General features: G+C 67.2%; 22 protein-coding genes. 7 read left to right on the top strand and 15 right to left on the bottom strand.

Annotated features, from left to right (window positions below; translation table 11 throughout):
• Nucleotides 1-257 precede the first annotated feature (257 nt).
• Together BAU07_RS20385 and BAU07_RS20380 are read right to left on the bottom strand one after the other, a co-directional pair.
• Nucleotides 258-1,202 carry a Bug family tripartite tricarboxylate transporter substrate binding protein gene (locus BAU07_RS20385; protein ID WP_198168828.1) on the bottom strand — a complete coding sequence of 315 codons (945 nt, stop codon included), beginning with the start codon at nucleotides 1,200-1,202 and terminating at the stop codon, nucleotides 258-260.
• Between the two features lie 225 nt (nucleotides 1,203-1,427).
• A complete protein-coding gene (locus BAU07_RS20380; protein ID WP_066665590.1) occupies nucleotides 1,428-2,297 on the bottom strand; it encodes a polysaccharide deacetylase family protein in 870 nt (289 codons plus the stop codon).
• 130 nt (nucleotides 2,298-2,427) lie between these two features.
• Between BAU07_RS20380 and BAU07_RS20375 the strand changes: the two genes are divergently transcribed.
• The 3 genes from BAU07_RS20375 to BAU07_RS20365 all read left to right on the top strand — a co-directional run bounded on the left by BAU07_RS20375 (nucleotide 2,428) and on the right by BAU07_RS20365 (nucleotide 5,134).
• Nucleotides 2,428-3,267 carry an IclR family transcriptional regulator gene (locus BAU07_RS20375; protein ID WP_232338173.1) on the top strand — a complete coding sequence of 280 codons (840 nt, stop codon included), beginning with the start codon at nucleotides 2,428-2,430 and terminating at the stop codon, nucleotides 3,265-3,267.
• A gap of 4 nt (nucleotides 3,268-3,271) precedes the next feature.
• A complete protein-coding gene (locus tag BAU07_RS20370) occupies nucleotides 3,272-4,504 on the top strand; it encodes an amidase (RefSeq protein ID WP_198168827.1) in 1,233 nt (410 codons plus the stop codon).
• Nucleotides 4,505-4,588: 84 nt separating this feature from the next.
• A complete protein-coding gene (locus tag BAU07_RS20365; RefSeq protein ID WP_066661673.1) occupies nucleotides 4,589-5,134 on the top strand; it encodes a cytochrome b in 546 nt (181 codons plus the stop codon).
• A gap of 30 nt (nucleotides 5,135-5,164) precedes the next feature.
• On the opposite strand, the gene BAU07_RS20360 is transcribed toward BAU07_RS20365, so the two are convergent.
• The 3 genes from BAU07_RS20360 to BAU07_RS20350 all read right to left on the bottom strand — a co-directional run bounded on the left by BAU07_RS20360 (nucleotide 5,165) and on the right by BAU07_RS20350 (nucleotide 7,770).
• Nucleotides 5,165-5,866, bottom strand: a complete 702-nt coding sequence (locus BAU07_RS20360; protein WP_066661671.1) for a DUF6776 family protein — start codon at nucleotides 5,864-5,866, stop codon at nucleotides 5,165-5,167.
• 168 nt (nucleotides 5,867-6,034) lie between these two features.
• Nucleotides 6,035-6,730, bottom strand: a complete 696-nt coding sequence (murU, locus tag BAU07_RS20355) for an N-acetylmuramate alpha-1-phosphate uridylyltransferase MurU (RefSeq protein ID WP_066661669.1) — start codon at nucleotides 6,728-6,730, stop codon at nucleotides 6,035-6,037.
• Complete coding sequence (locus BAU07_RS20350; RefSeq protein WP_084025891.1) at nucleotides 6,730-7,770, bottom strand: aminoglycoside phosphotransferase family protein; 1,041 nt, start codon at nucleotides 7,768-7,770, stop codon at nucleotides 6,730-6,732. Before BAU07_RS20350 ends, murU begins: the two co-directional genes overlap by 1 nt.
• Before the next feature lie 212 nt (nucleotides 7,771-7,982).
• On the opposite strand from BAU07_RS20350, the gene BAU07_RS20345 reads away from it, so the two are divergent.
• Genes BAU07_RS20345 through rsmA form a run of 3 tightly spaced genes read left to right on the top strand, consistent with a single transcriptional unit; the run spans nucleotide 7,983 to nucleotide 12,949 of the window.
• Nucleotides 7,983-10,499, top strand: coding sequence for an LPS-assembly protein LptD (locus tag BAU07_RS20345; RefSeq protein ID WP_415830455.1), 2,517 nt, complete (start codon nucleotides 7,983-7,985; stop codon nucleotides 10,497-10,499).
• Nucleotides 10,496-12,109, top strand: a complete 1,614-nt coding sequence (locus tag BAU07_RS20340) for a peptidylprolyl isomerase (RefSeq protein WP_066661663.1) — start codon at nucleotides 10,496-10,498, stop codon at nucleotides 12,107-12,109. Before BAU07_RS20345 ends, BAU07_RS20340 begins: the two co-directional genes overlap by 4 nt.
• Nucleotides 12,110-12,130: 21 nt before the next feature.
• Complete coding sequence (gene rsmA, locus BAU07_RS20335; protein ID WP_066661661.1) at nucleotides 12,131-12,949, top strand: 16S rRNA (adenine(1518)-N(6)/adenine(1519)-N(6))-dimethyltransferase RsmA; 819 nt, start codon at nucleotides 12,131-12,133, stop codon at nucleotides 12,947-12,949.
• 35 nt (nucleotides 12,950-12,984) lie between these two features.
• Here rsmA and BAU07_RS20330 read toward each other — a convergent pair whose 3' ends face one another.
• Nucleotides 12,985-14,121 carry a glycerate kinase gene (locus BAU07_RS20330; RefSeq protein WP_066661654.1) on the bottom strand — a complete coding sequence of 379 codons (1,137 nt, stop codon included), beginning with the start codon at nucleotides 14,119-14,121 and terminating at the stop codon, nucleotides 12,985-12,987.
• Between the two features lie 152 nt (nucleotides 14,122-14,273).
• On the opposite strand from BAU07_RS20330, the gene pyk reads away from it, so the two are divergent.
• Nucleotides 14,274-15,716, top strand: a complete 1,443-nt coding sequence (gene pyk / locus BAU07_RS20325) for a pyruvate kinase (RefSeq protein WP_066661651.1) — start codon at nucleotides 14,274-14,276, stop codon at nucleotides 15,714-15,716.
• Nucleotides 15,717-15,754: 38 nt separating this feature from the next.
• Here the strand turns inward: pyk and BAU07_RS20320 are convergent, their stop codons facing one another.
• The 9 genes from BAU07_RS20320 to glyQ form a co-directional block, all read right to left on the bottom strand.
• Nucleotides 15,755-16,984, bottom strand: coding sequence for a nucleoside recognition domain-containing protein (locus BAU07_RS20320; protein WP_066661647.1), 1,230 nt, complete (start codon nucleotides 16,982-16,984; stop codon nucleotides 15,755-15,757).
• An 18-nt stretch (nucleotides 16,985-17,002) separates the two neighbouring features.
• Nucleotides 17,003-17,536: a peptide deformylase gene (gene def, locus BAU07_RS20315; protein ID WP_066665586.1), complete on the bottom strand. Its 534-nt coding sequence runs from the start codon at nucleotides 17,534-17,536 to the stop codon at nucleotides 17,003-17,005.
• A gap of 126 nt (nucleotides 17,537-17,662) precedes the next feature.
• Nucleotides 17,663-18,058, bottom strand: coding sequence for a lactoylglutathione lyase (gene gloA, locus BAU07_RS20310; RefSeq protein ID WP_066661645.1), 396 nt, complete (start codon nucleotides 18,056-18,058; stop codon nucleotides 17,663-17,665).
• A gap of 36 nt (nucleotides 18,059-18,094) precedes the next feature.
• Nucleotides 18,095-19,192: a 2-aminoethylphosphonate--pyruvate transaminase gene (locus tag BAU07_RS20305; RefSeq protein WP_066665585.1), complete on the bottom strand. Its 1,098-nt coding sequence runs from the start codon at nucleotides 19,190-19,192 to the stop codon at nucleotides 18,095-18,097.
• A gap of 19 nt (nucleotides 19,193-19,211) precedes the next feature.
• Nucleotides 19,212-20,171, bottom strand: a complete 960-nt coding sequence (locus tag BAU07_RS20300; RefSeq protein ID WP_084025890.1) for a M48 family metallopeptidase — start codon at nucleotides 20,169-20,171, stop codon at nucleotides 19,212-19,214.
• Entirely contained in the window at nucleotides 20,158-20,895 is a 738-nt protein-coding gene (locus BAU07_RS20295; RefSeq protein ID WP_066661643.1) for a lysophospholipid acyltransferase family protein, read from the bottom strand. The genes BAU07_RS20300 and BAU07_RS20295 overlap by 14 nt, the downstream gene beginning before the upstream one ends.
• Entirely contained in the window at nucleotides 20,892-21,437 is a 546-nt protein-coding gene (gene gmhB, locus BAU07_RS20290; protein ID WP_066661641.1) for a D-glycero-beta-D-manno-heptose 1,7-bisphosphate 7-phosphatase, read from the bottom strand. Before gmhB ends, BAU07_RS20295 begins: the two co-directional genes overlap by 4 nt.
• Nucleotides 21,434-23,572, bottom strand: a complete 2,139-nt coding sequence (gene glyS, locus BAU07_RS20285) for a glycine--tRNA ligase subunit beta (RefSeq protein WP_066661638.1) — start codon at nucleotides 23,570-23,572, stop codon at nucleotides 21,434-21,436. The genes gmhB and glyS overlap by 4 nt, the downstream gene beginning before the upstream one ends.
• On the bottom strand, nucleotides 23,569-24,480 hold the full coding sequence (gene glyQ, locus BAU07_RS20280) for a glycine--tRNA ligase subunit alpha (RefSeq protein ID WP_066661635.1): 912 nt from the start codon (nucleotides 24,478-24,480) through the stop codon (nucleotides 23,569-23,571). The genes glyS and glyQ overlap by 4 nt, the downstream gene beginning before the upstream one ends.
• Nucleotides 24,481-24,581: the final 101 nt, after the last annotated feature.

Raw genomic sequence — 24,581 nt, 5'->3', positions numbered from 1 at the left:
CGATCTCCTCGGGCGTAGGGTGGGTATGGACGTCAGGGCTACAACGTGACGCCAGTGTCATCCATAACTGCATGAAGGAGAATTCCTCGGTGAGGAAAGGAACTGTTCCTGAAAATGAAACAATCTGCGCGAGGTACCAGGGGCAGCGCCGTGGCTCCGATACGGCGCCGGCGCGCCAACGCAAAGAATCCTTGGAGGCGTCGCCACCTCCAAGGATTCTTCGTTCATCGGCCCCGGCCCGAGCCGGCGCCTGCCTTTCAATCGACCTTGGCGCCGACTTCCTTCACGACTGCGCCGTACTTCGGGATATCGGCATTGAGTTGCGCCAGCACCTGTTCCGGCGACATGGAAACCGGTTCGGCGCCCAGCGTCGCATAGACGGTCTTCACCTCGTCGCTGTTGGCGGCTTCGTTGAAGGCCTTGTTGAGCTTGGCCAGGATAGGCGCCGGCAGGTTGGCCGGCGCCAGGACGCCGTTGTACAGGATCACCTCCGCCTGCGGGACGCCGGCTTCGGCGATGGTGGGCACATCGGGCGCCGCCGCGATGCGCTTGGGCGTGCTGACGGCCAGGGCGCGCAGCTTGCCGGCTTTCACCTGCGAAATGGCGGGCGGCATGCTGCTGAAGGCAAACGCCACGTCGCCGGAGAGCAGCGCCTGGATGATGGGCGCGCTGCCCTTGTAGGGCACATGGACGGCCTGCACCTTGGCGGCCCGGTCCATCATCTCGCTGGCCAGGTGAATGATCGTGCCATTGCCGGATGATCCGTAGGCGTAGCCGCCGGGCTTGGCGGCCAGCATGGCGATCAGTTCCTTGACGGTCTTCGCGGGCGAGTCGGCGTTCACGACCAGCATCAATGGCGAGCTGGAGACCAGCGCCACCGGCGTGAAGCTCTTGACCGAATCAAAGGGCAGCTTGGGGTACAGGCTGGCATTGATGGCCTGGGTGGTCGTGTCCTGCAGGAGCAGCGTATAGCCGTCGGGCGCGGCGCGCGCGACCAGGTCGGCCGCGATGGTGGTGCCGGCGCCCGGCCGGTTCTCGACGACGATGTTCTGCTGCAGGATCGCACCGGCCTTGGCCGCGACGGTGCGCGCGATGACATCGGAAATGCCACCAGGCGGAAAGCCCACGACCATGCGGATGGGGCGATTGGGATAGTCATCTCCCTGGGCCAGCGCGGAGGCGCCGGCGGACAGGGCTGACATGCAAATCAGGGCTGCTACAAAACGTCGACTGCGCATAGGAACTCCGAACGGTACAAGAAAGGAGGGGCGGCGCGGTGCGCGCGTAAGGCCTCGGGGTGCGTCGGGGCAAAGTCCGAGCGACCGCATTCTTTGTTTTCCCCCACCGCTCGCCCCGTTTTTTTTCGGTGCGGTCCGGCCCTTTCGGGCGTGGCCGCTGTCCGGGTGTCGTTGTGCTTCAGTGTCCGATCAGGCTTGCTGCCCCTGATACCAATCCAGGATCTGCGCGCCTGTCATGAACTTCACTTTTTCGTGACGAGCGATGTAGGCGAGCGCCTCTTCGAAGTATTTGATCCGGTGCGGCACGCCACTGAGGAAGGGGTGAACCGCGATCCCCATGACGCGCACATGTTCTTCGCCTTCCTGGTACAGGCGGTCGAAGGTGTCCTTCACCCGTATCAGCAGTTCATCCGAGGAATGATGCTGCACGGCGACCACGGGGATATCGTTCAGCTCCAGCGCGTACGGCATGGCCACCATATCGCCCGTCGCGGTACGCAGCCTGCAGGGCTGGTCGTCCAGGCACCAGTCGCCGATATAGCGGATGCCGGCGGCGTGCAGGTGATCCACGGTGTCCAGCGTCTGCGTCAGGCCCGGTCCCAGCCAGCCGACCGGCTTGCTGCCTGTGAAGGCTTCGATCGTTTCCACCGTGCGCTTGATCATCGCCGGCTGGTCTTCGACCTGGTGGGTCGGCATCTGGATATAGCCGTGCCCCATGAATTCCCAGCCCGACTTGTGCGCTTCCTCGGCGATGCGCGGATAGCTGGTGCACACCTGGCCATTGATGGACAGGGTCGGAACGATGCCGAGGCGGTCCAGCGCCGCCTTCAGGCGCCAGAATCCGACGCGCATGCCGTATTCGTGCCATGCCCAGTTGGCGATGTCCGGCAAGGTAGTGACGCCCGTGGGTGGCGGCAGCACCTGGCGCGGCATGAAGCGTTCGATCTGCCAGTCTTCCACATTGACGATGGGCCACACGATGACGCGCGCCCCGTCGGGAGGTGTCAGGCGCTTGCGATCGATGATCGCGGAATAGTCGATGCGTTCCTTGGGCAACATGAAAATGTCCATATAATGGATAGGCTTCGGCTACGAGACGTGCCGCCGCCTTGACGGAGGCAATTTATTGCCCCGGCGGAATCGCGTCAACGTCCGTAAAACAACTATCCATGTAGTGGAAAACTGAGTCGTGGTTAACCCTCACCAGGCTTTTCAGGCCGGCGCGCCGGAGCTGCCCCCGGCCGCCGCGCCGGGCACATCCGCGCCGGCCGGTCCCGCCGGCACGCAATCGCTCCGGCGTGTGGTGCAGGTCCTGAAGATCCTGGCGCAGCACCAGGAAAGCGGGCTGAGATTCGTCGATGTCGCGCGCCTGTGCGGGCTGGAAGCCCCGACCGCCCACCGCATGCTCAAGGCCTTGGTGGCCGAAGGCATGGTCGCGCGCGATGCCCAGGCGCGGCGTTACCGCCTGGGACCGCTGGTGTTCGAGCTGGGCCTGGTCGCCGCGCCTCAGTTCAACCTGCGCGAACTCTGCGCAGCCTCTTTGCGGCGGCTGGCGGATGCGACTGGCGATACCGCCTTTCTTTTTATCCGGCGCGGCAATGACGCGGTCTGCATCAGCCGTGTCCAGGGACACTACCCTATCCAGACGCCCGTCGTCACGGTCGGCAGCCGCCAGCCGCTGGGCGTCAACGCCGGCGGGCTCGCGATACTGCTTGCCTTGGCGCCCGCCGAGGTGGCGCGTATCGTAGCGGCGGTCGGACCTCGCATCGGCGCCTACGGCGAACTCGACGGGCGCGACCTGATGGATGCCGTCGCCGCCGGCCGTGCCCAGGGATATGCCGCGATCGGCGAAAAGGCGGTCCCCGGCGTGACCGCGATCGGCCTGGCGGTGCGCAATCCCTTCGACGCACCGGTGGCGGCGCTGGCCATCGCCGCGATCTCCAGCCGCATGACGCCCGCGCGCCAGGCGGCCCTGTACCCTTTGCTGCGCGATGAAGTGAACGTAATCGGAACCCTCTTGTATCGGTGACTCCATGACTCAAACGAATCAAACGGCCCAGCAGGCCGGCATGCAGGCGACCTCGGTCGACGACAACCCCAGCGGGGCGTTCGCGCGGGAGGGCCGCTTCCATCTTGCGGGCGCGGCGGACGGCCCGCTTGCGCGCCTGCGGGTGGGCGTGAAGGACATGATCGACATCGCCGGGCGCATCACCGGCGCCGGCAACCCCGATTGGCGGGCCTCGCATGCCCCAGCGGCGCGGCATGCGCCCGTGGTCGAGGCCTTGCTGGCCGGCGGCGCCGACATCGTCGGCAAGACGCTGACCGATGAACTGGCCTATAGCCTGAATGGCGAGAATATCCATTACGGCACGCCGGTGAACCCCGTCACGCCGGATCGCATTCCGGGTGGGTCCTCGTGCGGGTCCGCCGTTGCGGCGGCGGCGGGCCTCTGCGATATCGGCCTGGGCACGGATACGGCGGGTTCGATACGCCTGCCGGCGACGTTCTGCGGCGCATGGGGCCTGCGTCCCACCCATGGCGCGGTATCGAGCGAAGGCGTGGTGCCGCTGGCGCCCAGTTATGACGTGGTCGGCTGGATCACGCGGGATGCCGCCACGCTGGCGCGCGTGGGCCGGGTGCTGCTGCCGCCGGCCAAGCTGTCCAGCCTGCCGCAACGGATGTTGATCGCCGACGATGCCTGGGCGCTGGCCGGCGACGAAGTGCGCCGCGGGCTGGCCAGTACGCTCCAGGCGGCGCAGGGGCGCTTCGACCAGGTGGCGCACACGACCCTGGCCGCCGAGGGGCTGATCGCGTGGCAACAGGCCTTCCGCGTCATCCAGGGCAGGGAGGTCTGGGAGGCCCATGGCGACTGGATCACGAAGTCCGGGCCGCATTTCGGTCCGGATATCGACGAGCGTTTCCGCTGGGCGTCCACCATCGGCGCCGACGAGGCCCATGCCGCCGGCGTGGAGCGCGCGCGCATCACCGCGCAGCTGGACGCGCTGCTGGAGGATGCGGTCCTGTGCATCCCGACGGTGTCCTTTGTCGCGCCGCTGAAGGGTTCCTCGACGGCGGCCGAAGACCGCACCCGGGCACTGTGCCTGCTTTGCATCGCCAGCCTCGCCGGGCTGCCGCAATTGACCATGCCCGTGCTGTCCGCGGGCGGTTGTGCCCTCGGGTTGTCATTCATCGCGGCGCGCGGCAAGGATATCGCCTTGCTGGAACACGCGGCAGGCTGGTCTCAGGACCAGGCCCTGTCGGGTTGAGCGGGCCCTCAGATAAACCCACGGCCGCCCGGCCGCCCGCGCCGTTCAAGGCGTTTTCCTCCACCCTTCATCCTGGAGTCATCGATGTCCGCTCAGTCTTCCATCGCCGCACTGCCGGTCGCGCGTTACAGCCGCCCGGCGGTCATTCTGCATTGGGTCATTTTCCTGGTCGTCGCGCTGGCCTTGTTCGCCATCGAGATCCGTGGGCCGCGGGGCAGTGATTCGCGCGCCTTCTGGACCGGCATCCACATCTGGGCCGGCGTCTCCGTGCTCTGCCTGACGGCGCTTCGGTTGATATGGCGGCTGGTTCATGGCGTGCCGGCGCCGGAAGCGGGCCGGGGGATCTTCGCCGCCTGTGCGCGCGGGCTGCACCTGTTGTTCTACATCGTCCTGATCGCGCAGCCCTTGCTGGGCATACTGATGACGAATTTCTCCGGACGGTCCGTGTCGCTCATGGGCACACCGATCGCCTTTTCGCTGGTGGCGGAGAATCGCGGCATAGGGGAAACCGTGCACGACATCCACGTATACCTGGGCAATACGCTGTATTACCTGATCGCCATCCATGCGCTCGCGGCCCTTTGGCACCAGTTCGTGCTGAAGGACGGCACCTTGCGCAAGATGCTGTGATGGCGCGGCGGGCGACCGCGCGCGACGGAGTCAGCCCCGTACGTAATAGACGCGCATCGCTTGCTGTTTCTGGGCCGAGTCCAGGACCTTGATCGTTACCGTGCGCGCGATGAAGCCCTCGGGCAGTGTCAGGGTGCCGCCCATGTGCGCGTAGCGGTCCAGATCCATCGGCAGGGCATCCGGCGTCACGGTGCCCGTGCGGCCGTTCGGGTAGCGTCCTTCCACGGCGAATTGCAGCTCGCCCTTGAAGGGCACTCCGGTCTTGTCACCGTCGCGCATGATCAGCACCTGGTAGTTCAGCTGACCTGGCTCGCGCGACAAGGTCGCGGACCGCACGCCGATAGGTCCGCCGCGGGGATCGGGCGGAATCGCGTCCTGGAATAGCAGCAGGTTCTTGTTGAGGGTGTCGATCTGCTGGCGCGCCTGCGTCAGGTCCGCCGTGAGTTTTTCATGGGTGGAGCGTGCGGCATCCCGTTGCTGGGTGACTTCTTCCACCTGGGCCTGCAGGCGTTGCCGGTCCAGATTGGCGGCGCTCAATTCACTGTGCAGTTGTTCCGACTGTTCGACGCTGAGCCGCTGGGGGCCATAGTTGGCTTGCAGAAACAGCACGCCGCCGGCCCCGAGCACGATGCCCACGAACAGCAGGACCAGCCAACGCGGCATGCGCCGCGAGCGTTTCCCGGGCTGATAAACCGAAGGCTTGAAAACCGAGCGCTGCGACCGTCCGAACATCCCCATCCATCCAAAAAATTTTGCGTGCCGGCGTGCACGAGGCCCGTTCTGGCATACGGGTCGGCCGCCCAAAGCGTTGAAGGATAACCTGCCGAGCCTTGGGCTTCCACGCTTCGTCAAGCCTGGTTGCGTAGATTGATATTGTGAAATATCCCGTCGCGGGCGAATTCAATTGCCGGACGCGGGGCCAAGGCTTGCGTCCAGCGCAGCCAGCCGTTCGGGCGTGCCGACGTCGACCCAGCGGCCGGCATGCCGTTCCCCGCGTACCGCGTGGCGCCCGATGGCATCTCTGAGCAGGGGCGCCAGACGTGCCGGTGCGCCGGGGCCGATACCGCCGAACAGCGCGGGATGGTAGATGCCGATACCGGAGAAGGTCAGCCGTTCGCCGCCGTCCTGGGCCAGGGCGCCATCGCCCATCAGGTGGAAGTCGCCTGCCCGATGGTGGTCGGGATTCTCGACCAGAAGCAGCCAGGCCAGGGTCGGACGTCCATCGATTTGCCGCGCCATGGCGGCAGCCCCGGCGGGGTCCCAGTCGCACCAGACATCGCCGTTGATGACCAGGAAAGGGTGTCCACCCAGCAGGGGCAGGGCATGCGCGATGCCGCCCGCGGTTTCCAGCGCGCTGCCTTCGCGCGAATACCGCAGGCGGGCGCCGTAGCGGCTGCCGTCACCCAACGCGGCTTCCAGCCGGTCGCCCAGCCAGGCATGGTTGATGACGATATCCGGCATGCCGGCCGCAACCAGGCGTTCGATATGCCAGACGATCAGCGGCTTGCCGCCCACGGGCAGCAAGGGCTTGGGCATGCTATCGGTAAGCGGGCGCATGCGTTCGCCGCGGCCCGCCGCGAGGATCATGGCCTGCATCAGAACGTATATCCCACCGAGGGTTGCTGGTCGTCCAGCTTGTCGAGCAGGCGCACCAGCGGCCGGAAGACGCCATAGCGCTGCGCGACCTGGCGCACATAGGCATTGACGCGCGGGATATGCACGAGATAGCCCGGCTTGCCATCACGGTGGTGCAGCCGCGCGAATACACCCAGGATGCGCAGGTTGCGTTGCAGGCCCATCCATTCGTACGCGCGGTGGAATTCGGCGAAGTCCGTGTCGACGGGCAGGCCGGCGGCGCGCGCCAGTTCCCAGTAGCGGATGGCCCAGTCCAGTTGCTGGGCTTCTTCCCATGTGGTGCGGGCGTCCATGACTAGCGATGCCAGGTCGTAGGTGATCGGCCCCGCCAGCGCGTCCTGGAAATCGATGATCCCCGGGTTGGCGCCATAGCGGGCTTCCTCGCACACCATCAGGTTCGGCGAGTGGAAATCACGATGCACCAGTACCGTGGGGGCCGCGCCGTTGGCCGTGGAGAGCAGGGTGAAAACGCCTTGCAGCGCCTCGCGGGTGCGATCGTCCAGTTCCACGCCGTGATGGCGCGTGACGTACCAGGCGGGGAACAGGTCAAGTTCCGCCATCAGGCGCCCGCTGTCGTAGGCGGCGAGCCCGCGGGTCGCCGCCCGCTGCATGCGGACAAGCGCCGCGAGCGCGTCGCGATACAGGCGCTGCAGCCGCCCGTCTTCCATGCCGGCCTGGATCTCCTGGTAGTAGGTGCGCGGACCGAGATCGGACAGCAGCAGCAAACCCTGCGCGGGTTCCTGCGCCAGGATGGCCGGCACATTCAGGCCGGCCTCGCGCAGCAGGTCGCCGACATGCAGGAAAGGGCGGGTGTCCTCGTGCTGGGGCGGCGCATCCATGACGATGACCGTATCGGCGCCGGCGTCCAGCCGGAAGTAGCGCCGGAAGCTGGCGTCGCTGGAGGCCGGACGCAGGGAGTCGATATTCAGCCCAAGGGTGGGTGGCAGTCCGCGCAGCCAGCCGCACAGCTGGTCGAGGCGCAAATCGGCGGTAGCAGACAAGAAACGACCTGTAGAAAAGTGGGGGGTGTCCAATGCCGCGTATCGTGGTTTTCCCCGTGCCGGCGCGACGCGGCGACACGGTGGCTGCACGGATGCCGGGCTTATCTATAATACCGGGTCCCCGCGGGTTTGGCGGGACGGTCGCTGGCTGCCGTCCCGGGCCGCATTGCCTTCATTTTCAGGTTCCCACGTACGTGCGCATCGTCCGGTCGTTGATCCTATTCCTTGCTGGCGCGGCCCCGGTCGCCCAGGCCCAAGTCGCAACGGATACGTCCGCGAATTCGAAACCGTCGGCAAAGCAGGTCGCGCCTTCCGCCACGAATACGCCGGCCACGCAGGGCACGCCCGCCACGGCCAGGCCGCAGGCGATCCGCATCGGTCCCTCGGGACCGCCGGACCAGGGTGTCGAAGTGCTGGGCCTGCGGCCGTCCACGGGCCTGCGCCTGCACCGGCTCACCGATGACCAGATCACCACCTACGTCGAAGGCGACACCATAGACGGCGATCCGGACTCGAATGTCACGGTGACCGGCAACGCGCAGGTCCGCCGTATCGACACCGTCATCAAGGGCGACAGCATCACCTATCGGCGTGCCGCGGGCGAGATCGACGCCACGGGCAGCGCCCGGCTGATGCGCGAAGGTTCGCTGGCGACGGCGCCGGCCATGCATTACAACGTCGATAGCGAAAGCGGCCAGCTGGATTCGCCGAATTTCTGGCTGGGGGCCACCGGCGGCTACGCCAAGGCCGACCATGCGGAACTCTTCAGCCGTTCCACCATGCGCCTGACCACGGTGACCTACAGCGGCTGCGAATGCGCCGAGCCCTCGTGGTATATCAAGTCGCAGTCGGTGGACCTGGATTTCGACGAGAACGAAGGCGTCGCGCGCAACGGCGTGCTGTATTTCAAGGACGTTCCCATCCTGGCGTCGCCGTACCTGACCTTCCCGATCAAGAAAGAGCGCAAGTCCGGCTTCCTGCTGCCCACGTATGGCGTGTCCAGCCGCAGCGGCTTCGACCTGCAGACGCCGTACTATTTCAACCTTGCGCCGAACTACGACGCCACGCTGTTTCCCCGCTACCTGGCCAAGCGCGGCATGCAATTGGGCGGGGAGTTCCGTTACCTGGGCTCGGGCTACAGCGGCCTGCTGGCAGGCACCTATCTGCCCAGCGACGCGGAAACCGGCGACAGCCGCTGGATGTACACCACGCGCCATTACCAGAGCTTCGGCAACGGCTTCTACGGGTCGTGGAACATCAGCCGTGTTTCCGATGACGACTATTACCGCGATTTCTCCACGCTGGGGCTGAACGAGGCGTCGACGACCTATCTGCCGGGCCAGGGTATCGTGGGCTGGAGCAACCAGTATTGGCAGACGTCCCTGCAGGTCTACAAGTACCAGACCCTGCAGGATCCGGATTCGCCTATCCTGCCGCCCTACGACAAGGTGCCGGAATTGTCGGTGAAGGGCGCGCGCTACGACTGGGGCGGCTTCGACGCGGAATTCACCAGTACGGCCACCCGCTTCGAGCGCGCCAAGCTGACGGGCGCCGCGGACCGCATCTTCAATATCAACGGGCACAACGGGCCCAATGGCGACCGGCTGGAGATGTATCCCACGGTGGCCTATCCCATCGTTCGTCCCGGCTGGTACATCACGCCCAAGGTCGGCTATCACCTGACCGAATACCAGGACACCGATTGGTTCGGCGGCGATTGGAACCAGTTGGGAACAACGAGCGGGTATCGCAGCAGCATGTCGCGCGCGCTGCCCATCATATCGGTGGACAGCGGAATGACGTTCGAGCGCGAGACCACGCTGTTCGGCAAGGCGTCCACGCAGACGCTCGAGCCGCGCCTGTACTACCTGCGCGTACCCTACCGTGACCAATCCCGGATGCCGGTGTACGACACGACGCTGGCGGACTTCAGCTTCGCGCAGGCGTTCGAGGAAAACACCTACGTCGGCGGCTGGGACCGTATCGCCAACGCCAACCAGCTGACCGCCGCCGTGACGACGCGCTGGCTGGACGCCAACACCGGCTTCGAGCGACTGTCGATGTCCGCCGGCCAGCAGATCTACTTCCAGGATCAGCGCGTTACGCTGCCCGGCGAGACGCCGCGCAGCAATGTCCGGTCCAACTTCCTGGTCGAATCGAGCGCCGCGCTTACCGATACCCTGACCGCCACGGTGGGTGGGCAGTACGATCCCTATAACGACAACTGGCAGCAGGGGCTGATCTCCGCGCGCTGGGCGCCGCAGCGCCTGACCTCGGTCTCCGTGTCGTATCGCTATCAGCGCGATCCTCCCACTTTGTCCAACGGCGTCCAGCAGCAATACCTGCCGCAAGGACAGAACCAGGTCAGCCTGGCTTTCCAGTGGCCATTTACCAAGCGGTGGTTCGGCGTGGGCCGGATCGACTATTCCCTGCACAACGGTCCCGTCATCGGTTCCGACGGCACCCTTCAGGCCGATTCCCGCCGTATTACCCAGGCGATCGCCGGTCTGGAGTACAAGGGCGATTGCTGCTGGACGGGCAGGATGGTGTTCCAGCGCTACGCCGTGGCGGCCGACGAGGTCAATACCGCCGTGTTCTTCCAGCTCGAGCTTACCGGTCTGGGCGCGCTCGGCACGGACCCGATGAAGCTGCTGTCTCGCAGCATCCCTGGCTACCAGTCGGTGAATCCGCCGCCGGTGCCCGGAACGACTTTCGAAAGGTATGAATGATGCGTAGTGTGTTTTCGCCGGTTCGTAGTGCCCGCGGCATGTTGGCGCTGGTCGTGTGCGCCGCTTTTCCGCTGGTCTGCGCGGCACAGTCCCAGGGACGGAACAGCGCTGCGCCGCGCCAGCCGAACAGCTCTGCCAAACCCGCCGCCAAGCCGTCCGCGGCTGCGCCGGCTGCCGCCGCGGCGGCACCCGCGGCCGCGGCGCCCGACCAGTTCGTCGATGGCATTGCCGCGGTGGTCAACAAGGATGTGATCACCCTGCGCGAGGTCAACGAAGCCGTCAAGGGCGCGACCCAGGAGCTGACCCGCCAGCGCATCCAGCTGCCGGACCCGCAAGTCCTGCAACGCCAGGTGCTGCAGCGCCTGATCATGCAGACCCTGGAAAAGCAGGAAGCGGCGCGCCTGAATATCCGCGTCGACGATGCACAGGTGGACCAGGCCATCAGCACGGTCGCCTCGCGCAACAAGCTGACGGTGGACCAGCTGCGCCAGGCCGTCGAAAAGCAGGGCTTGTCCTGGGCCGAGTACCGCAAGAACATCCGTGGCGAGGTGCTGACCGACCGGCTGCGCCAGCGTGCCGTGGATTCCACCGTGGTGGTTTCGGACGCCGAGATCGATGCCTTCCTGAAGGAGCAGCAGCGTCGGCAGGGGGGCGTCGCGCCCGCGCCCGCGGGGCCGGGCCCGGCCGGCGCGGCAGGCCCGGGGCCGCAGGTTCCGGCCGGTCCGGAGATAGTCACCCTGGCGCAGATCCTGGTCCGCGTGCCGGAGAACGCCAGTACGGAGCAGGTCGCCACGCTGCGCAAGAAGGCCGAGGACATCCTCGCCCGCCTGAAGTCGGGGGGGGATTTCGCCAGCATCGCGGCGGCCGTATCGGATGGTCCGGAAGCCCTGCAGGGCGGCACCATGGGCGACCGTCCGCTGGAAGGCTGGCCCGACCTGTTCGTCAATGCCATCGCCAATGTGCCCGCGGGCGGCGTGTCCGGCATCGTGCAGAGCGGCAATGGCTTCCATATCCTGAAGGTGGTCGCGCGACGCGCCGTCGGCCGCCCCGGCCCGGCGCCCGCACCGGCCCAGGCGCCCGCTGCGCCGGCCAATTCGGCATCGGACACCACGGTGCAACTGCCCCGGGGCCCGGTACAGGTCACGCAAACGCACGCCCGGCATATCCTGATCAAGACGTCGGCCGTCGTGAGCGACGACGATGCGCGCCAGCGCCTGGAGCTGTTGCGGCAACGTGTCGTCCAGGGCAAGGAAGACTTCGGCGCCCTGGCGCGGCAGAACTCGCAGGATGCCAGCGCGCCGCAGGGCGGCGACCTGGGCTGGCTCAATCCCGGCGAAACCGTGCCGGAATTCGAGCAGGCGATGAACACGCTGCAGCCGGGCCAGGTCAGCGAGCCCGTGCACACCCGTTTCGGCTGGCACATCATCCAGGTACTGGAGCGCCGCGAGAAGGACGTCAAGGACGAGGTCGAACGCCTGCAGGCGCGCCGGGTGCTCTTCGAACGCCGCGCGGAATTGGCATTCGAGGATTACCTGGAACAGTTGCGCGACCAGGCTTACATCGACAACCGCCTGGAGAAGAAGGCCCAGGGCGACGGCACCACGCCGTAAGCGGACACGGGCCTATCCACCATGCCGCAACATCAGGCGCGCAAGCGCTTCGGACAGCACTTCCTGGTCGACGAAGGCGTCGTGGACGCGATCGTGCGCGCGATCGCGCCGCGTCACGACGACCTGATGGTGGAAATCGGTCCGGGGCTGTCGGCGTTGACGCAGCCGCTGCTGGAGCGGGTGGAGCGGCTCACCGCGGTGGAGATCGACCGCGACCTGGCGCAGCGCCTGCGCGGCCAATATGGGGCGGATCGGCTGACCGTGGTCGAGGCCGACGCGCTGACGGTCGACTTCACGCAATTCGGCGAGCGCCTGCGTATCGTGGGCAATCTGCCCTACAACATCTCCAGCCCCATCCTGTTCCACCTCATGGCGATGAGCGCCTCGGTACAGGACCAGCATTTCATGCTGCAGCGGGAAGTCATCGACCGCATGGTTGCCCAACCCGCGTCGTCGGATTACGGACGCCTGTCGGTGATGCTGCAATCGCGCTACCGCATCGACAAGCTGTTCGACGTCCCGCCCGAGGCCTTCGATCCGCCTCCGCGTGTGGTGTCGGCCGTTGTTCGCATGGTGCCCTTGCCCGCGGAGCGCCCGCGGCCGCTCAGTGAAGCGGCCTTGGAACAAGTGGTGGCGCGGGCCTTCGCGCAGCGGCGCAAGATGCTGCGCCGCGCGCTGGGCGATTGGGCACCGCATGTGCCTTGGGACGAGCTCGGCATCGCGCCAACCGCGCGGGCCGAGGAAGTCTCGGTGCCGAAGTTCATCGGATTGGCCGATGCACTGCTGCGCGCCGGGCTGGTCGGCCCGGCGCGGCCGCACAGCGCCGAACTGGACGCCTGAACGCGCCAGCTCCTCACCGCGCCAGCCGTCTCACACTACGTGCGCCGCCCTGCCATGAACAGCCGCGTTGCGTCGCGCGCGCGATCGGTCAGCAGATCGGCGGCGTTGGCGCAGGCCTGGGCCAAGGTCATCGGGCCGGCGGCCAGGCTGTATGCCGCCGTGATGCCGACCTCGTACAGCCGTGCATAGCCGGCGCCGAGCGAGCCCGCCAGCGCGACGACCGGCACGCCGGCTTCCTGCGCGATGCGCGCCACGCCGGCGGGCGTCTTGCCATGCAGCGTCTGTTCGTCCATCCGGCCCTCGCCGGTGAAGGCCAATACCGCGCCGCGCATGGCCTCGGCAAGTCCGCCCAGCTCCGCCACCACCGCCACGCCAGGACGAAAGACCGCATTCAGGAATGCATGCGCCGCGAAGCCCAGGCCACCCGCCGCGCCGGCGCCCGGCCGGTCGCGCACGTCGCGTCCCAGCGTGCGTGCGCATACATCGGCGAAGTGCTTGAGCGCCGCGTCCAATTGTTCCACCTGCGCGGCCTGCGCGCCCTTTTGCGGGCCGAAGACGGCGGACGCGCCGTGCGGCCCGCATAGCGGATTATCGACATCGGAGGCGACTTCGATGCGCACCGTGGCCAGCCTGGGGTCCAGGCCGCTGGCGTCGATACGCACGGCCTGCGCCAGCGCCGCACCGCCATCGGCCACCACCGCGCCATCGGCGTCGAGGATGCGCAGCCCCAGCGCGGACAGCATGCCGGCGCCCGCGTCGTTCGTCGCCGATCCGCCCAGGCCAAGGATGATGCGGCGGGCGCCGGCATCCAATGCCGCGCGCATCAATTCGCCGACGCCGCGGCTGGTGGCGCGCAGCGGGTCGCGCCGTTCCTGCGGAACCTGTTCCAGTCCCGCCGCGGCGGCCATTTCGATGACGGCCGTTTCGTCGTCCAGCCAGCCCCATGGCGCGTCGACGGGCTCTCCCAGGGCGTCGGTGACGCGCGTGGAGCGCCACTGGCCACCCGTGGCGGCCAGCACGGCAGCCACCGTGCCTTCGCCGCCGTCCGCCATGGGGATGGTGACGATGTCGGCCTGTGGGCAGGCGGCCTGTACGCCGCGCGCGATGGCCGCGGCCGCTTCGGGCGCGGAAAGGCTTTCCTTGAAAGAGTCCGGTGCGATGACGATTTTCAAGATCAGGGTCTCGTGGCGTTCCGGCCGCCCCGCGCGGCTGGCAAGGCGCCCATGATAACGCCCGCATCCCGGCCCCGCATGGCGGCGTCATCACCATTGCATGCGGGCAGGCGTACCATATGGCGCTTGGTCAACTTCCAGAGGGAATCGTCATGGCAGTGCTGCGTCGCACCAAAATCGTTGCCACCCTGGGGCCTGCCACATCGTCGCCCGAGCGCATCGAGGCGCTCGTGCGCGCCGGCATGGACGTGGCGCGCCTGAACTTTTCGCATGGCGATCCCGACGACCACCGCCAACGGGCGCAGCTGGTGCGCGAGGCGGCTGCACGGCAAGGGCGCTTCGTCGCCTTGATGGGCGACCTGCAGGGGCCGAAGATCCGCATTGCCCGTTTCACGGACGGCAAGGTCGTCCTGAAAGTCGGCGCTACCTTTACGCTGTCCAACAGCCATCCCTACGACGAGGGGAACCAGGAGATCGTCGGCATCGACTATCCGGAGCTCGTGCAGGACTGCCGGCCCGGCGATGAGCTGCTGCTCGATGACGGCCGCGTGGTGTTGCGCGTGGACAGCGTGGATATTGACTCCGTGCATACCACCGTCACGGTGGGCGGCACGTTGTCGAACAACAAGGGCATCAACCGGCGCGGAGGCGGATTGTCCGCGCCCAGCCTGACGGACAAGGATCGCGCCGATATCAAGGTCGCGGCCGAGCTGCAGCTCGACTACGTTGCCGTTTCCTTTCCGCGGCATGGTTCGGACATCGACGAAGCGCGCGAACTGGTGCGCGCCGCCGGCAGCGACGCCTGGATCATCGCGAAGATCGAAAGGGCCGAAGCCGTCGCCGACGACGAGGCGCTCGACGCGTTGATCCGCGCCAGCGATGGCGTCATGGTGGCGCGCGGCGACCTGGGCGTGGAGGTGGGCGACGCCGAGCTCGCCGGCATACAGAAGCGCATCATCCAGCACTCCCGGACCCTGAACAAAGTGGTCATCACGGCGACGCAGATGATGGAGTCCATGATCGCCAGTCCCCTGCCTACCCGCGCGGAAGTTTCCGATGTGGCCAACGCGGTGCTGGACTACACGGACGCCGTCATGCTGTCGGCGGAAAGCGCGTCCGGACAGTACCCGGTGGAGGCCGTCGAAGCCATGGCCCGCGTGTGCCTGGGCGCGGAAAAACACCCGACATCCACGCACTCGCATCACCGGCTCGGCGAGACCTTCTCGCGCTGCGACGAGACCATCGCGCTGGCGGCGATGTATGCGGCGAACCATTTCCCCAACATCAAGGCCATCATCGCCTTGACGGAAAGCGGGCACACGCCCTTGATCATGTCCCGCATCCGTTCCGGCGTGCCGATCTATTGCTACAGCCGCCACGCCATCACGCAGAACCGCGCGGCGCTGTTCCGCGGCGTCTATACCGTGCCTTTCGATGCGTCGGCGCATGACCCGGCCGAACTCAGCAACGCGGCCATTGCTGAACTGAAGCAGCGCGGGCGCGTCGAGCCGGGCGATTGGGTCATCCTGACCAAGGGCGACTTCTATCGCGACAGCGGCGGCACCAACGGGATGAAGCTGCTGCCCGTGGAGTAGGGCCGGTCCATCGGGCCCGCCGCCGCCGCCGGCGGCGGTTATCCGAAGAACCAGTAGCAGACGCCGATGGATGCCAGGACGCCGGCCACATCGGCCAGCAGGGCGCACCCGACCGCGTGCCGCGCCCGCCGCACGCCCACGGCGCCGAAATACACGGCCAGGACGTAGAAGGTCGTCTCCGTGCTGCCTTGCACGGTGGCGGCCAGCAGCGCGGGAAAACTGTCCACGCCGGAATGCGCCATGGTGTCGAGCATCATCGCCCGCGCCGCGCTGCCTGAAAAAGGCTTGACCAGCGCCGTGGGCAGCGCATCGACGAAGCGTGTATCCCAGCCCGCCATGTGCGCCAGCCAGCGTATCCCGTCCAACGCGAAATCGAGCGCGCCCGATGCGCGCAGCATGCCTACCGCGCACAGCATCGCCACCAGATAAGGCAGCAGGTCGCGCGCGATGTCGAAGCCTTGCCGCGCGCCGTCGATGAAGGACTCGTACACGGGTACCTTCTTCCATGCGCCGGCAAGCAGGAAGGCGATGATCACCAAGAACAGCGTCAGATTGCCCAGCAGCGATGACAGCGCAGCGACGGCCGCGGTCGACAGCGTCGCCAGGAGCGCGGCGAAGCCGCCCAGCAAAAGCGCGACGCTCCCCAGCCAGGCCAGTACCACGGGGTCGCCCAGCTTCAGGCGCTGGTACAAGGCCACCGCCAGCAGGCCCGTCAGCGACGATACGCTGGTAGCCAGCAGAATGGGCAGGAACACCAGGGTGGGATCGCTGGCGCCTTGCTGCGCGCGGTACATGAAGATGGTGACCGGCAGCAGCGTCAGCGACGAGGCATTCAGCACCAGGAACAGGATCTGTGCATTGGTGGCCGTATCGGGACGCGGATTCAGCGATTGCAGCTCGCGCATGGCGCGCAGGCCGATGGGCGTGGCGGCATTGTCCAGTCCCAGCGCATTGGCGGCGAAGTTCAAGGTGATCAGGCCGATGGCGGGATGGCCGCGCGGCACCTCGGGCATCAGCCGCGCGAACAAGGGCCCCAGCACGCGCGCCAGGGCCTGCACCAGGCCCGCCTGTTCCGCGATGCGCAGGAAGCCCAGCCACAGCGTCAAGGTGCCGAACAACAGCACCATGATTTCCACGGACAGGCGCGCCATGTCGAACAGCGCCGCCACCATGGCGGCAAAGACGTCGGGTTGTCCGCCGACCAGCCAGCGCAAGCCGCCCGCCACGGCGGCCACCAGGAAGAAAGCCAGCCAGAGTCTGTTCAGCATGGTCTAGCGTGAACAGGCCTAGTCGTCGCGCTTGGGATCGAGTCCCGGAAACAGCACCTCGGTAAAGCCGAGTTTGGTCAGGTCGGTCATGCGCGTGGGATACAGGCGTCCGATGAGGTGATCGCATTCGTGCTGCGCCACGCGGGCGTGGAAGCCGTGGGCTTCGCGCTCGATCGGTGCGCCGGATGGCTCGAAGCCGGTGTAGCGGATATGCCGATAGCGCGGGACCAGCCCGCGCAGGCCGGGCACCGACAGGCAACCTTCCCATCCCTCTTCGGTCTCGTTGGAAAGCGGCGTGATGACCGGATTGCATATCACGGTCTGCGGCACCGCCTCGGCATCGGGATAGCGTTCGCTGCGCTCGAACCCGAAAATCACCAGCTGCAGGTCCACGCCGATCTGCGGCGCCGCCAGCCCGACGCCGCCGGCATGCGCCATGGTGTCGAACATATCGCGCACCAGCGCATGCAGCGCCGGCGTATCGAAATCGCGCACGGGTTCGGCCACGCGCAGCAGGCGCGGGTCGCCCATTTTCAGGATGTCGTGGATCATGGCGGAAGCGGTCGGCGGGAGATCGCCGACCATTCTATATCAGTGGCTGTATCGGCCCGGGCCGGGCGGGCGAGCAGAGCCGGCTGTATCGGCCCAGGCCGGGAGGTGATGGAAACCGGCAGCCGGCTAGTCGTTCTGGCTGCCTTTCTGGATGAACTCGATCTTGTAGCCATCGGGGTCTTCGACGAAGGCGATCACGGTCGTGCCGTGCTTCATCGGTCCGGCTTCCCGGGTCACCTTGCCGCCACGCTCGCGCACGCGATCACAGGCCTCGTAGGCGTTCGGCACATCGATGGCAATGTGGCCGTAGCCGTTGCCCAGGTCGTAGCGATCGGTATCCCAGTTGTGCGTGAGCTCCAGCACCGCGCCTTCTTTCTCGTCCTGGTAGCCGACGAAGGCCAGCGTGAACTTGCCTTCGGGATAGTCCTTGCGGCGCAGCAGGCGCATGCCCAGCACGTTGGTGTAGAAGTCGATGGAGCGGTCCAGGTCGCCGACGCGCAGCATGGTATGGAGGAGTCGCATGGTGTTTTCCTTTGGATCCGAGGGTGAAAGCCGCGCTCACGCGGCAATGGCGAGTTCACGCAGGGCATCGTCCATGGCATCGACCGCACGCGACATATCGCCGGGAGTGATCGCGCCGATGCAGCCGACGCGGAACGTGGGTTGCTTGGTGTTGTAGAAATTGCTGATGATGAAACCGCGCCGCTTCAGGGCGTGGACAAAGGCCTGCAGGTTCCAGCCGGGATGCGCGGGCGGCTCGGCATTGACGATGATCGGTCCTTGCAGGGCCGCGTACAGATACGGTGTCAGCCCCAGCGCGCGTATCCCATCATAAAGCGTTTGCTTGTTGGCGGTGTAGCGGGCCAGGCGCGCCGGACGGCCCTCCGTGCGGTGCAGGTCCATGGCCACCGACAGGGCGGCCAGCGTCGGTGCGGGCGGGGTGAAGCGCGCGCCGCCATGCGTGGTCTTGCCATGCTCGTGGATATCCGCGAGGTCCAGCGACCCACTGCCGGCATTGCCGCGCGCCGCCTCCAGCCGGTCGACGCGGCAGACGGCGAAACTGGCGCCCGGCGGTCCTTCCGGGCACTTGTTGGAGGTCAGGATGACGGCATCCACCGCCGGCAGGGCGGACAGGTCCAGCGGCAGCGCGCCAAAGGCCGACACGGCATCGATGATGACACGGCGTCCGAGGTCGTGCGCCGCCTGCGCCAGCGCGGGCGCATCGTGGCAGATGCCGCTCCCGGTTTCGCTGCACACGAGTCCCACGTGCGTGACGTCCGGGTCGCGCCGCAGCGCTTCGATCAACCGGGCCGGCTGCGCGCGGTCGCGGACGCCGACCTCCATCGTGGCGACGGCGCGCCCCGCCTCGCGCGCCAGGCGCTGCAAGCGGTCCGCATAGGCGCCCGTCCCCGGCACCAGCAGCCTGCCGCCCGGCGGCACGAAGGTGCGGACAGCCGCTTCCAGCGCGAAATGCCCGCAGCCGGAGAGCGGTAGCGCCACGTGGACATCCGGTACGCCCCCGGCCGCGTCGCGAATATCGGTGCACAGCTTGCGCACGATGGCGCGAAAGTCGTTGTCCCAGGGTGCATAGTCCTGCGCCAGGGCCGTCTTGACGGCGTCTGCCGTGGTGACTGGGCCCGGTATGAGCAGCAGCATGGTGGGGTCCGGAAAAGAATCAGAATTGCGGCAGCGTGGCGGGATCGTGGCGCCGCAGGACATCGCGGGCATGCTGGTAGTCCGGCAGGATGTGCCCGACCTCCGTCCAGAAATTCGTGCTGTGGTTCATCTCGCGCAGATGGGCCAGCTCATGCGCGATCACATAGTCGATGATGGCGGGCGCGAAGTGAATCAGCCGCCAGTTCAGCATGATATGGCCGTCGCTCGTGCAGGACCCCCAGCGGGTGGCGGCCGATGACAGGCGCCAGCGGCGGATCTTCAGGCCGCTGATCTGCAGGAAATGCGCCAGCCGGGCGCCGAACCACACGCCGGCGCGCTGTTGCAGCCACGCCTGGGCCGCATCGCGGATGCGCGGGGCTTCGGCATCGGCGGGCAGGGCCAGGCGCAGGCGGTCGCCGTCGCATGGGGCATCGGCATCGCCCGACAAGCCGGCGTGCCGTTCGCGCGATCCCAGCTCCAGGACGATGCGCCGTCCCAGATAGGGCAATTCGCCGCCGCTGCGCCATTGCGTCTGCGAGAGCGCCAATTGCTCCTTGCGCCGGTGCCAGTCGCGCAGCTTGGCCAGTATCCAGCCGGATTTCTCGATCACGGCCTCGTCGATCTGCCGCAGCGTGACCCAGTTCGGCGCGGTCACGCGCAGCCCGTCGTCGGTAATGACGAAACCGATGGTGCGCCGGCGCGAGCGCAGCAGTACGAAGCCGATGGGTTGTTGCGGCGCCTGGACGATGCGCCACCGGCCGTTGGGCGGCAGGGTCGGCGGACAGGGCGTGGCCACGACGAAGGACGACCCCGTCGGGGTGAGGTCGAAGCGCTCCGTGGTGGGGGCAAGGGATGGCGGCTTGGCGTCCGGAAGCTGGGCGCCGGCCCCCAGGTCCGCGGGAAGTGGCTCCGGCGCGCCGCCACCGGCGTCGCCGTGCGGGGCGTCGAACAGCAGTTCGAGCTGATTATTCCGAGCCATACCTTTCGGGGTTGAGGCGGCGCATCTCGCCTTCGATCCAGGCCTGGACCTCGCGGTTCAGGTCGTCGGGGGACTTGCCTTGCGATTCTATCGCGGGCCCGATGGAAACGGTAATCAGGCCCGGCTGTTTCACGAAGGCGTTGCGCGGCCAGCACTCGCCGGCATTGTGAGCGATGGGAATCACCACGGCGCCGGTGCGCGATGCCAGCAGGGCGCCGCCCATCTTGAAGCGGCCGGCCTTGCCCGGCGCGATGCGCGTGCCTTCGGGGAACAGCAGCGGCCAGCGGCCTTCGTTCAAGCGGCGCTGGCCCTGGCGCACGACCTGTTCGAAGGCGTCGCGACCACGGCTGCGGTCGATCGGGATCATGCGCAGCAGCGCCAGGCCCCAGCCGAAGCACGGCACCCAATGCAGTTCACGCTTGTAGACGAAGCACACTTCGCGCGGCATGTGCGCGGGAAAGTACAAAGTCTCCCATGCCGACTGGTGCTTGGACAGCAGGATGGCCGGTCCGTCCGGGAGGTTTTCCCAACCGCGCACCTGCCAGCGTATGCCGCAGAACGCCTTGGCGCCCCAGATCGCCAGGCGGGGCCAGCCCACTGTCAGCCGATAGCGCCAATGCAGCGGCAGCGGCGCCCAGATCAGGCAGGCCAGGGCATAGGGGACGACAGTAACTGCGAGGAAAACCAGGTAGAGCAGCGAACGCAAGGCAAGGAGCAGCTTCATGCCGGGCTTTCCTCCAGCAGCGCGTCCACCGCCGCGCCCAGGTCATCCACGATCCGTGTCCCGGCCGGCAGTTCGCCTTGGGCCAGGGTCTTGAGCCCGTTGCCCGTCTTCACCAGCCATGGCGCGCAGCCCATGGCTGCGCAGGCTTGCAGATCGCGCAGCGAATCACCCACCGCCGGCACGCCTCGCAGATCCACGTCATAGCGTTCGGCGATCTGCTGGTACATGCCGGGCAGCGGCTTGCGGCAGGCGCAATGGTCTTCCGGCAGGTGCGGGCAAATGAAGATGGCATGGATGGCCCCGCCTGCCTGCGCGACTTCCCGCCGCATCTTGGCGTGGATCGTCGTCAGGGTGTTCATGTCGAACAGGCGCCGCCCCAGTCCCGACTGGTTGGATGCCACGACGACCGTCCAGCCCGCCTGGTGCAGGCGCGCGATGGCCCGCATCGAGCCAGGCAGCGCGATCCATTCATCCGGCGTCTTCACGAAAGCATCGCTTTCGTGATTAATGACGCCATCGCGGTCGAGGATGATCAGTTTCACTGGGCCAACCTGGAAATGTCGGCGACCTTGTTCATCAGGCCATGGAGTTCGGCCAGCAGGGCCAGCCGGTTGGCGCGGACCGCCGGGTCGTCGGCCATGACCATGACGTCGGCGAAGAAAGCGTCCACCGGTTCGCGGGCCTGTGCCAGGGTGCTGAGGCTGCCGGCGAAGTCGCCCGCCTCGAACTGCGACTGGGCGCGCGGGCTCAGTGTTGCGATGGTCTGCGCCAGTGCGCGTTCGGCGGGTTCGAACAGGCGTTCGGCCTGCACCGCACCTATCTCCCCTTCGGTTTTCTTCAGCAGGTTGCCGACCCGTTTGTTGGCCGCGGCCAGGCTGGCCGCCTCGGGCAGCGCGCCGAAGGCCGTGACGGCGCGCACGCGTGGCGCCACCTGGTGCAGGGGCGGGCTCAGGGCGATAACGGCATCCACGGCGTTGCGTTCGAACTCCGCCGCCAATTGGTTGCGATAGCGTTCGTAGACGAAGGCCTGCACCTCGGCCAGGACGTTGTCGGCGATCTGCCCCGGCCCGAAGCTGTCGGCGGCCAGGCGCAGCAGGCCCTCCAGGGTCAGGGGACCGTTCTCGCTCGGTTGCAGCCAGCCGCCGGCCGCCAGTTGTTCGAAAGCGCTGATCACGCCCAGCGCGGCGCGGCGCAGCCCGTAAGGATCGCGTTCGCCCGTGGGGGCCAGCCCTATGCTCCAGATTCCGACCAGCGTTTCCGCACGTTCGGCGATGAACAGGACCGCCGCCGTCAGCGCGGCAGCGTCGACGGCGGTGTCCAGGCGGTTGCGGTATTGATCGCGCAGCGCCAGCACCACGTCCGCGCCTTCGCCATCGGCTTGCGCGTAGTACGCGCCCATGATGCCTTGCAGTTCGGGGAACTCGCCCACCATCTGCGTGCCCAGATCGGCCTTGGCCAGCAGGGCGGCGCGGTCCGCTGCCCGCGGATCGGCGCCGAGCGCCTGCGCGACGCCACGCGCCACCGCCCGCACGCGCTCGACGCGCTGCAACTGCGTGCCCAGCTTGTTGTGATACACGATGGTGCCGAGCTGCTCGACGCGCGCGGCCAGCGGGGTCTTGCGGTCGGTCTCGAAGAAGAATTGCGCGTCGGCCAGGCGTGGACGCACCACGCGCTGGTTGCCTTCCACGATGTTGGCCGGATCGGCCACGTGCATATTGCTGACGATAAGGAAGCGGTGCGTCAGCTTGCCCGTGCCCGGCGCGAACAGCGGGAAATACTTCTGGTTCAGCCGCATCGTCAGGATCAGGCATTCCTGCGGCACCTCCAGGAAGCGGGGTTCGAACTCGCCGATGTAGACCGTCGGGTGCTCGACCAGCGCGGTCACCTCATCCAGGAGGGCGGGCACTTCCGGATCGTCGCCCAGGGTGGCGCCCAGGCGTTCGGCGTGCGCCTGCAACTGCGCGGCGATATCGGCGCGGCGCGCGTCGAACGAGGCGATCACGCGTCCGCTTTCGGCCAGTTGGTCGACGTAGCTATCGGCGTCGCGCAAGGCGATGGGCGCGGGGCTCATGAAGCGGTGACCCAGGGTGCCGCGACCCGCGGACAGGCCCAGCGCGGCGATATCGACGACATCGGCGCCGAACAGCGCAACCAGCCCATGCGCCGGGCGCACGAATTTCACCGTCGTGACGCCGTCGGCCAGCTGGTAGCTCATGACCTTGGGAATCGGCAGGCCATCGATGGCCGCATCCAAGGCTTGCTTCAGTCCGGCGGCCAGGCTGGCGCCCGGGGCGGTGCCGCGAGCCACCAGGTATTCCTGCTTGCCGTCCGACTCACGCGCCAGCGCCGCGACATCAATCGTATCCAGGCCCTTGGCGGCGAGCTTCTTGATCAGTGCCGGGGTGGGGCGGCCTTCGCCGTCCAGGCCCACCTTTACCGGCATCAGCTTTTCGGCATAGTGCTGGTCCGGCGCCTGGGCGCGCACCGCCGACAGGTGCACCGCCAGCCGGCGCGGGGTGGCGTAGGGCTGCATACGGCAATCCGGCGCCAGCAGGCCGTTCGCGTCCAGGGACAGCCGGATGGCTTCGGCAAAGGCCTCGCCCAGGCGGCGCAGGGCCTTGGGCGGCAACTCCTCGGTCAGCAGTTCGAGCAGCAGGGGGCGGATGGCGTCGGTCATTGCACGGCCTCCGCGGCGGACTGGCCGGCCAGCATGGGAAAGCCCAGCCGTTCGCGCGACTCGTAGTAGGCCTGCGCGATGGCGCGCGACAGATTGCGGATGCGGCCGATATAGGTGGCGCGCTCGGTCACGCTGATCGCGCCGCGCGCGTCCAGCAGGTTGAAGGTATGGGCGGCCTTGAGCACCGCTTCGTAGGCCGGCAGGGCCAGCGGCACGTCCATCAGGCGCTTGGCCTCGGATTCGTAGTCGTTGAAATGCGCGAACAGCATGTCGGCCGAGGAATATTCGAAGTTGTAGGTGGATTGCTCCACCTCGTTCTGGTGGAAGACGTCGCCGTACTTGACCGGCCGGCCGTCGCGGCCCACCGTCCACACCAGGTCGTACACGCTCTGCACGTCCTGCAGGTACATGGCCAGGCGCTCCAGCCCGTAGGTGATCTCGCCGGTGGTGGGCGTGCAATTCAGCCCGCCCACCTGCTGGAAGTACGTGAACTGCGTGACTTCCATGCCATTGAGCCAGACCTCCCAGCCCAGGCCCCAGGCGCCCAGCGTGGGGTTCTCCCAGTCGTCCTCGACGAAACGGATGTCATGCTGCGTGGGATCGATGCCCAGCGCCTTCAGCGAGCCGATATACAAGTCCAGGATTTCCGGCGGCGCGGGTTTCAGCACCACCTGGTATTGGTAGTAGTGCTGCATACGGTTGGGGTTTTCGCCATAGCGGCCATCCTTGGGGCGGCGCGACGGCTGCACATAGGCGGCCCGCCAGGGCTCCGGGCCGATGGCGCGCAGGAAGGTGGCGGTATGCGAGGTTCCCGCGCCGACTTCCATATCGTAGGGCTGCAACAGCGTGCAGCCCTGCTTATCCCAGTATTCCTGGAGTTTTAGGATGATTTGCTGAAAGGTAAGCATATGGGTGCAGGGGGAACCGCCCGTAGGGCGTGCCGATGGGAAACCGGGCATTTTAACTGGGGTGCCGGCTGCCGGGGAAACGCCGCGTCGTTGGACGTATC

This window comes from Bordetella flabilis, from assembly GCF_001676725.1.
GTDB classification, from domain to species: Bacteria; Pseudomonadota; Gammaproteobacteria; order Burkholderiales; family Burkholderiaceae_B; genus Bordetella_C; species Bordetella_C flabilis.
The sequence above is the reverse complement of the archived record's forward strand: the minus strand, read 5'-3'. Positions and strand labels throughout refer to the sequence as shown.

Bases quoted from the DNA above. Each gene is read 5' to 3' on its own strand.
- BAU07_RS20385 (WP_198168828.1), bottom strand. From the start codon at position 1,202: ATGTCAGCCCTGTCCGCCGGCGCCTCCGCGCTGGCCCAGGGAGATGAC.
- BAU07_RS20380 (WP_066665590.1), bottom strand. From the start codon at position 2,297: ATGTTGCCCAAGGAACGCATCGACTATTCCGCGATCATCGATCGCAAG.
- BAU07_RS20370 (WP_198168827.1), top strand. From the start codon at position 3,272: ATGACTCAAACGAATCAAACGGCCCAGCAGGCCGGCATGCAGGCGACC.
- BAU07_RS20365 (WP_066661673.1), top strand. From the start codon at position 4,589: ATGTCCGCTCAGTCTTCCATCGCCGCACTGCCGGTCGCGCGTTACAGC.
- BAU07_RS20360 (WP_066661671.1), bottom strand. From the start codon at position 5,866: ATGTTCGGACGGTCGCAGCGCTCGGTTTTCAAGCCTTCGGTTTATCAG.
- murU (WP_066661669.1), bottom strand. From the start codon at position 6,730: ATGCAGGCCATGATCCTCGCGGCGGGCCGCGGCGAACGCATGCGCCCG.
- BAU07_RS20340 (WP_066661663.1), top strand. From the start codon at position 10,496: ATGATGCGTAGTGTGTTTTCGCCGGTTCGTAGTGCCCGCGGCATGTTG.
- rsmA (WP_066661661.1), top strand. From the start codon at position 12,131: ATGCCGCAACATCAGGCGCGCAAGCGCTTCGGACAGCACTTCCTGGTC.
- pyk (WP_066661651.1), top strand. From the start codon at position 14,274: ATGGCAGTGCTGCGTCGCACCAAAATCGTTGCCACCCTGGGGCCTGCC.
- BAU07_RS20320 (WP_066661647.1), bottom strand. From the start codon at position 16,984: ATGCTGAACAGACTCTGGCTGGCTTTCTTCCTGGTGGCCGCCGTGGCG.
- def (WP_066665586.1), bottom strand. From the start codon at position 17,536: ATGATCCACGACATCCTGAAAATGGGCGACCCGCGCCTGCTGCGCGTG.
- gloA (WP_066661645.1), bottom strand. From the start codon at position 18,058: ATGCGACTCCTCCATACCATGCTGCGCGTCGGCGACCTGGACCGCTCC.
- BAU07_RS20305 (WP_066665585.1), bottom strand. From the start codon at position 19,192: ATGCTGCTGCTCATACCGGGCCCAGTCACCACGGCAGACGCCGTCAAG.
- BAU07_RS20300 (WP_084025890.1), bottom strand. From the start codon at position 20,171: ATGGCTCGGAATAATCAGCTCGAACTGCTGTTCGACGCCCCGCACGGC.
- BAU07_RS20295 (WP_066661643.1), bottom strand. From the start codon at position 20,895: ATGAAGCTGCTCCTTGCCTTGCGTTCGCTGCTCTACCTGGTTTTCCTC.
- glyS (WP_066661638.1), bottom strand. From the start codon at position 23,572: ATGACCGACGCCATCCGCCCCCTGCTGCTCGAACTGCTGACCGAGGAG.
- glyQ (WP_066661635.1), bottom strand. From the start codon at position 24,480: ATGCTTACCTTTCAGCAAATCATCCTAAAACTCCAGGAATACTGGGAT.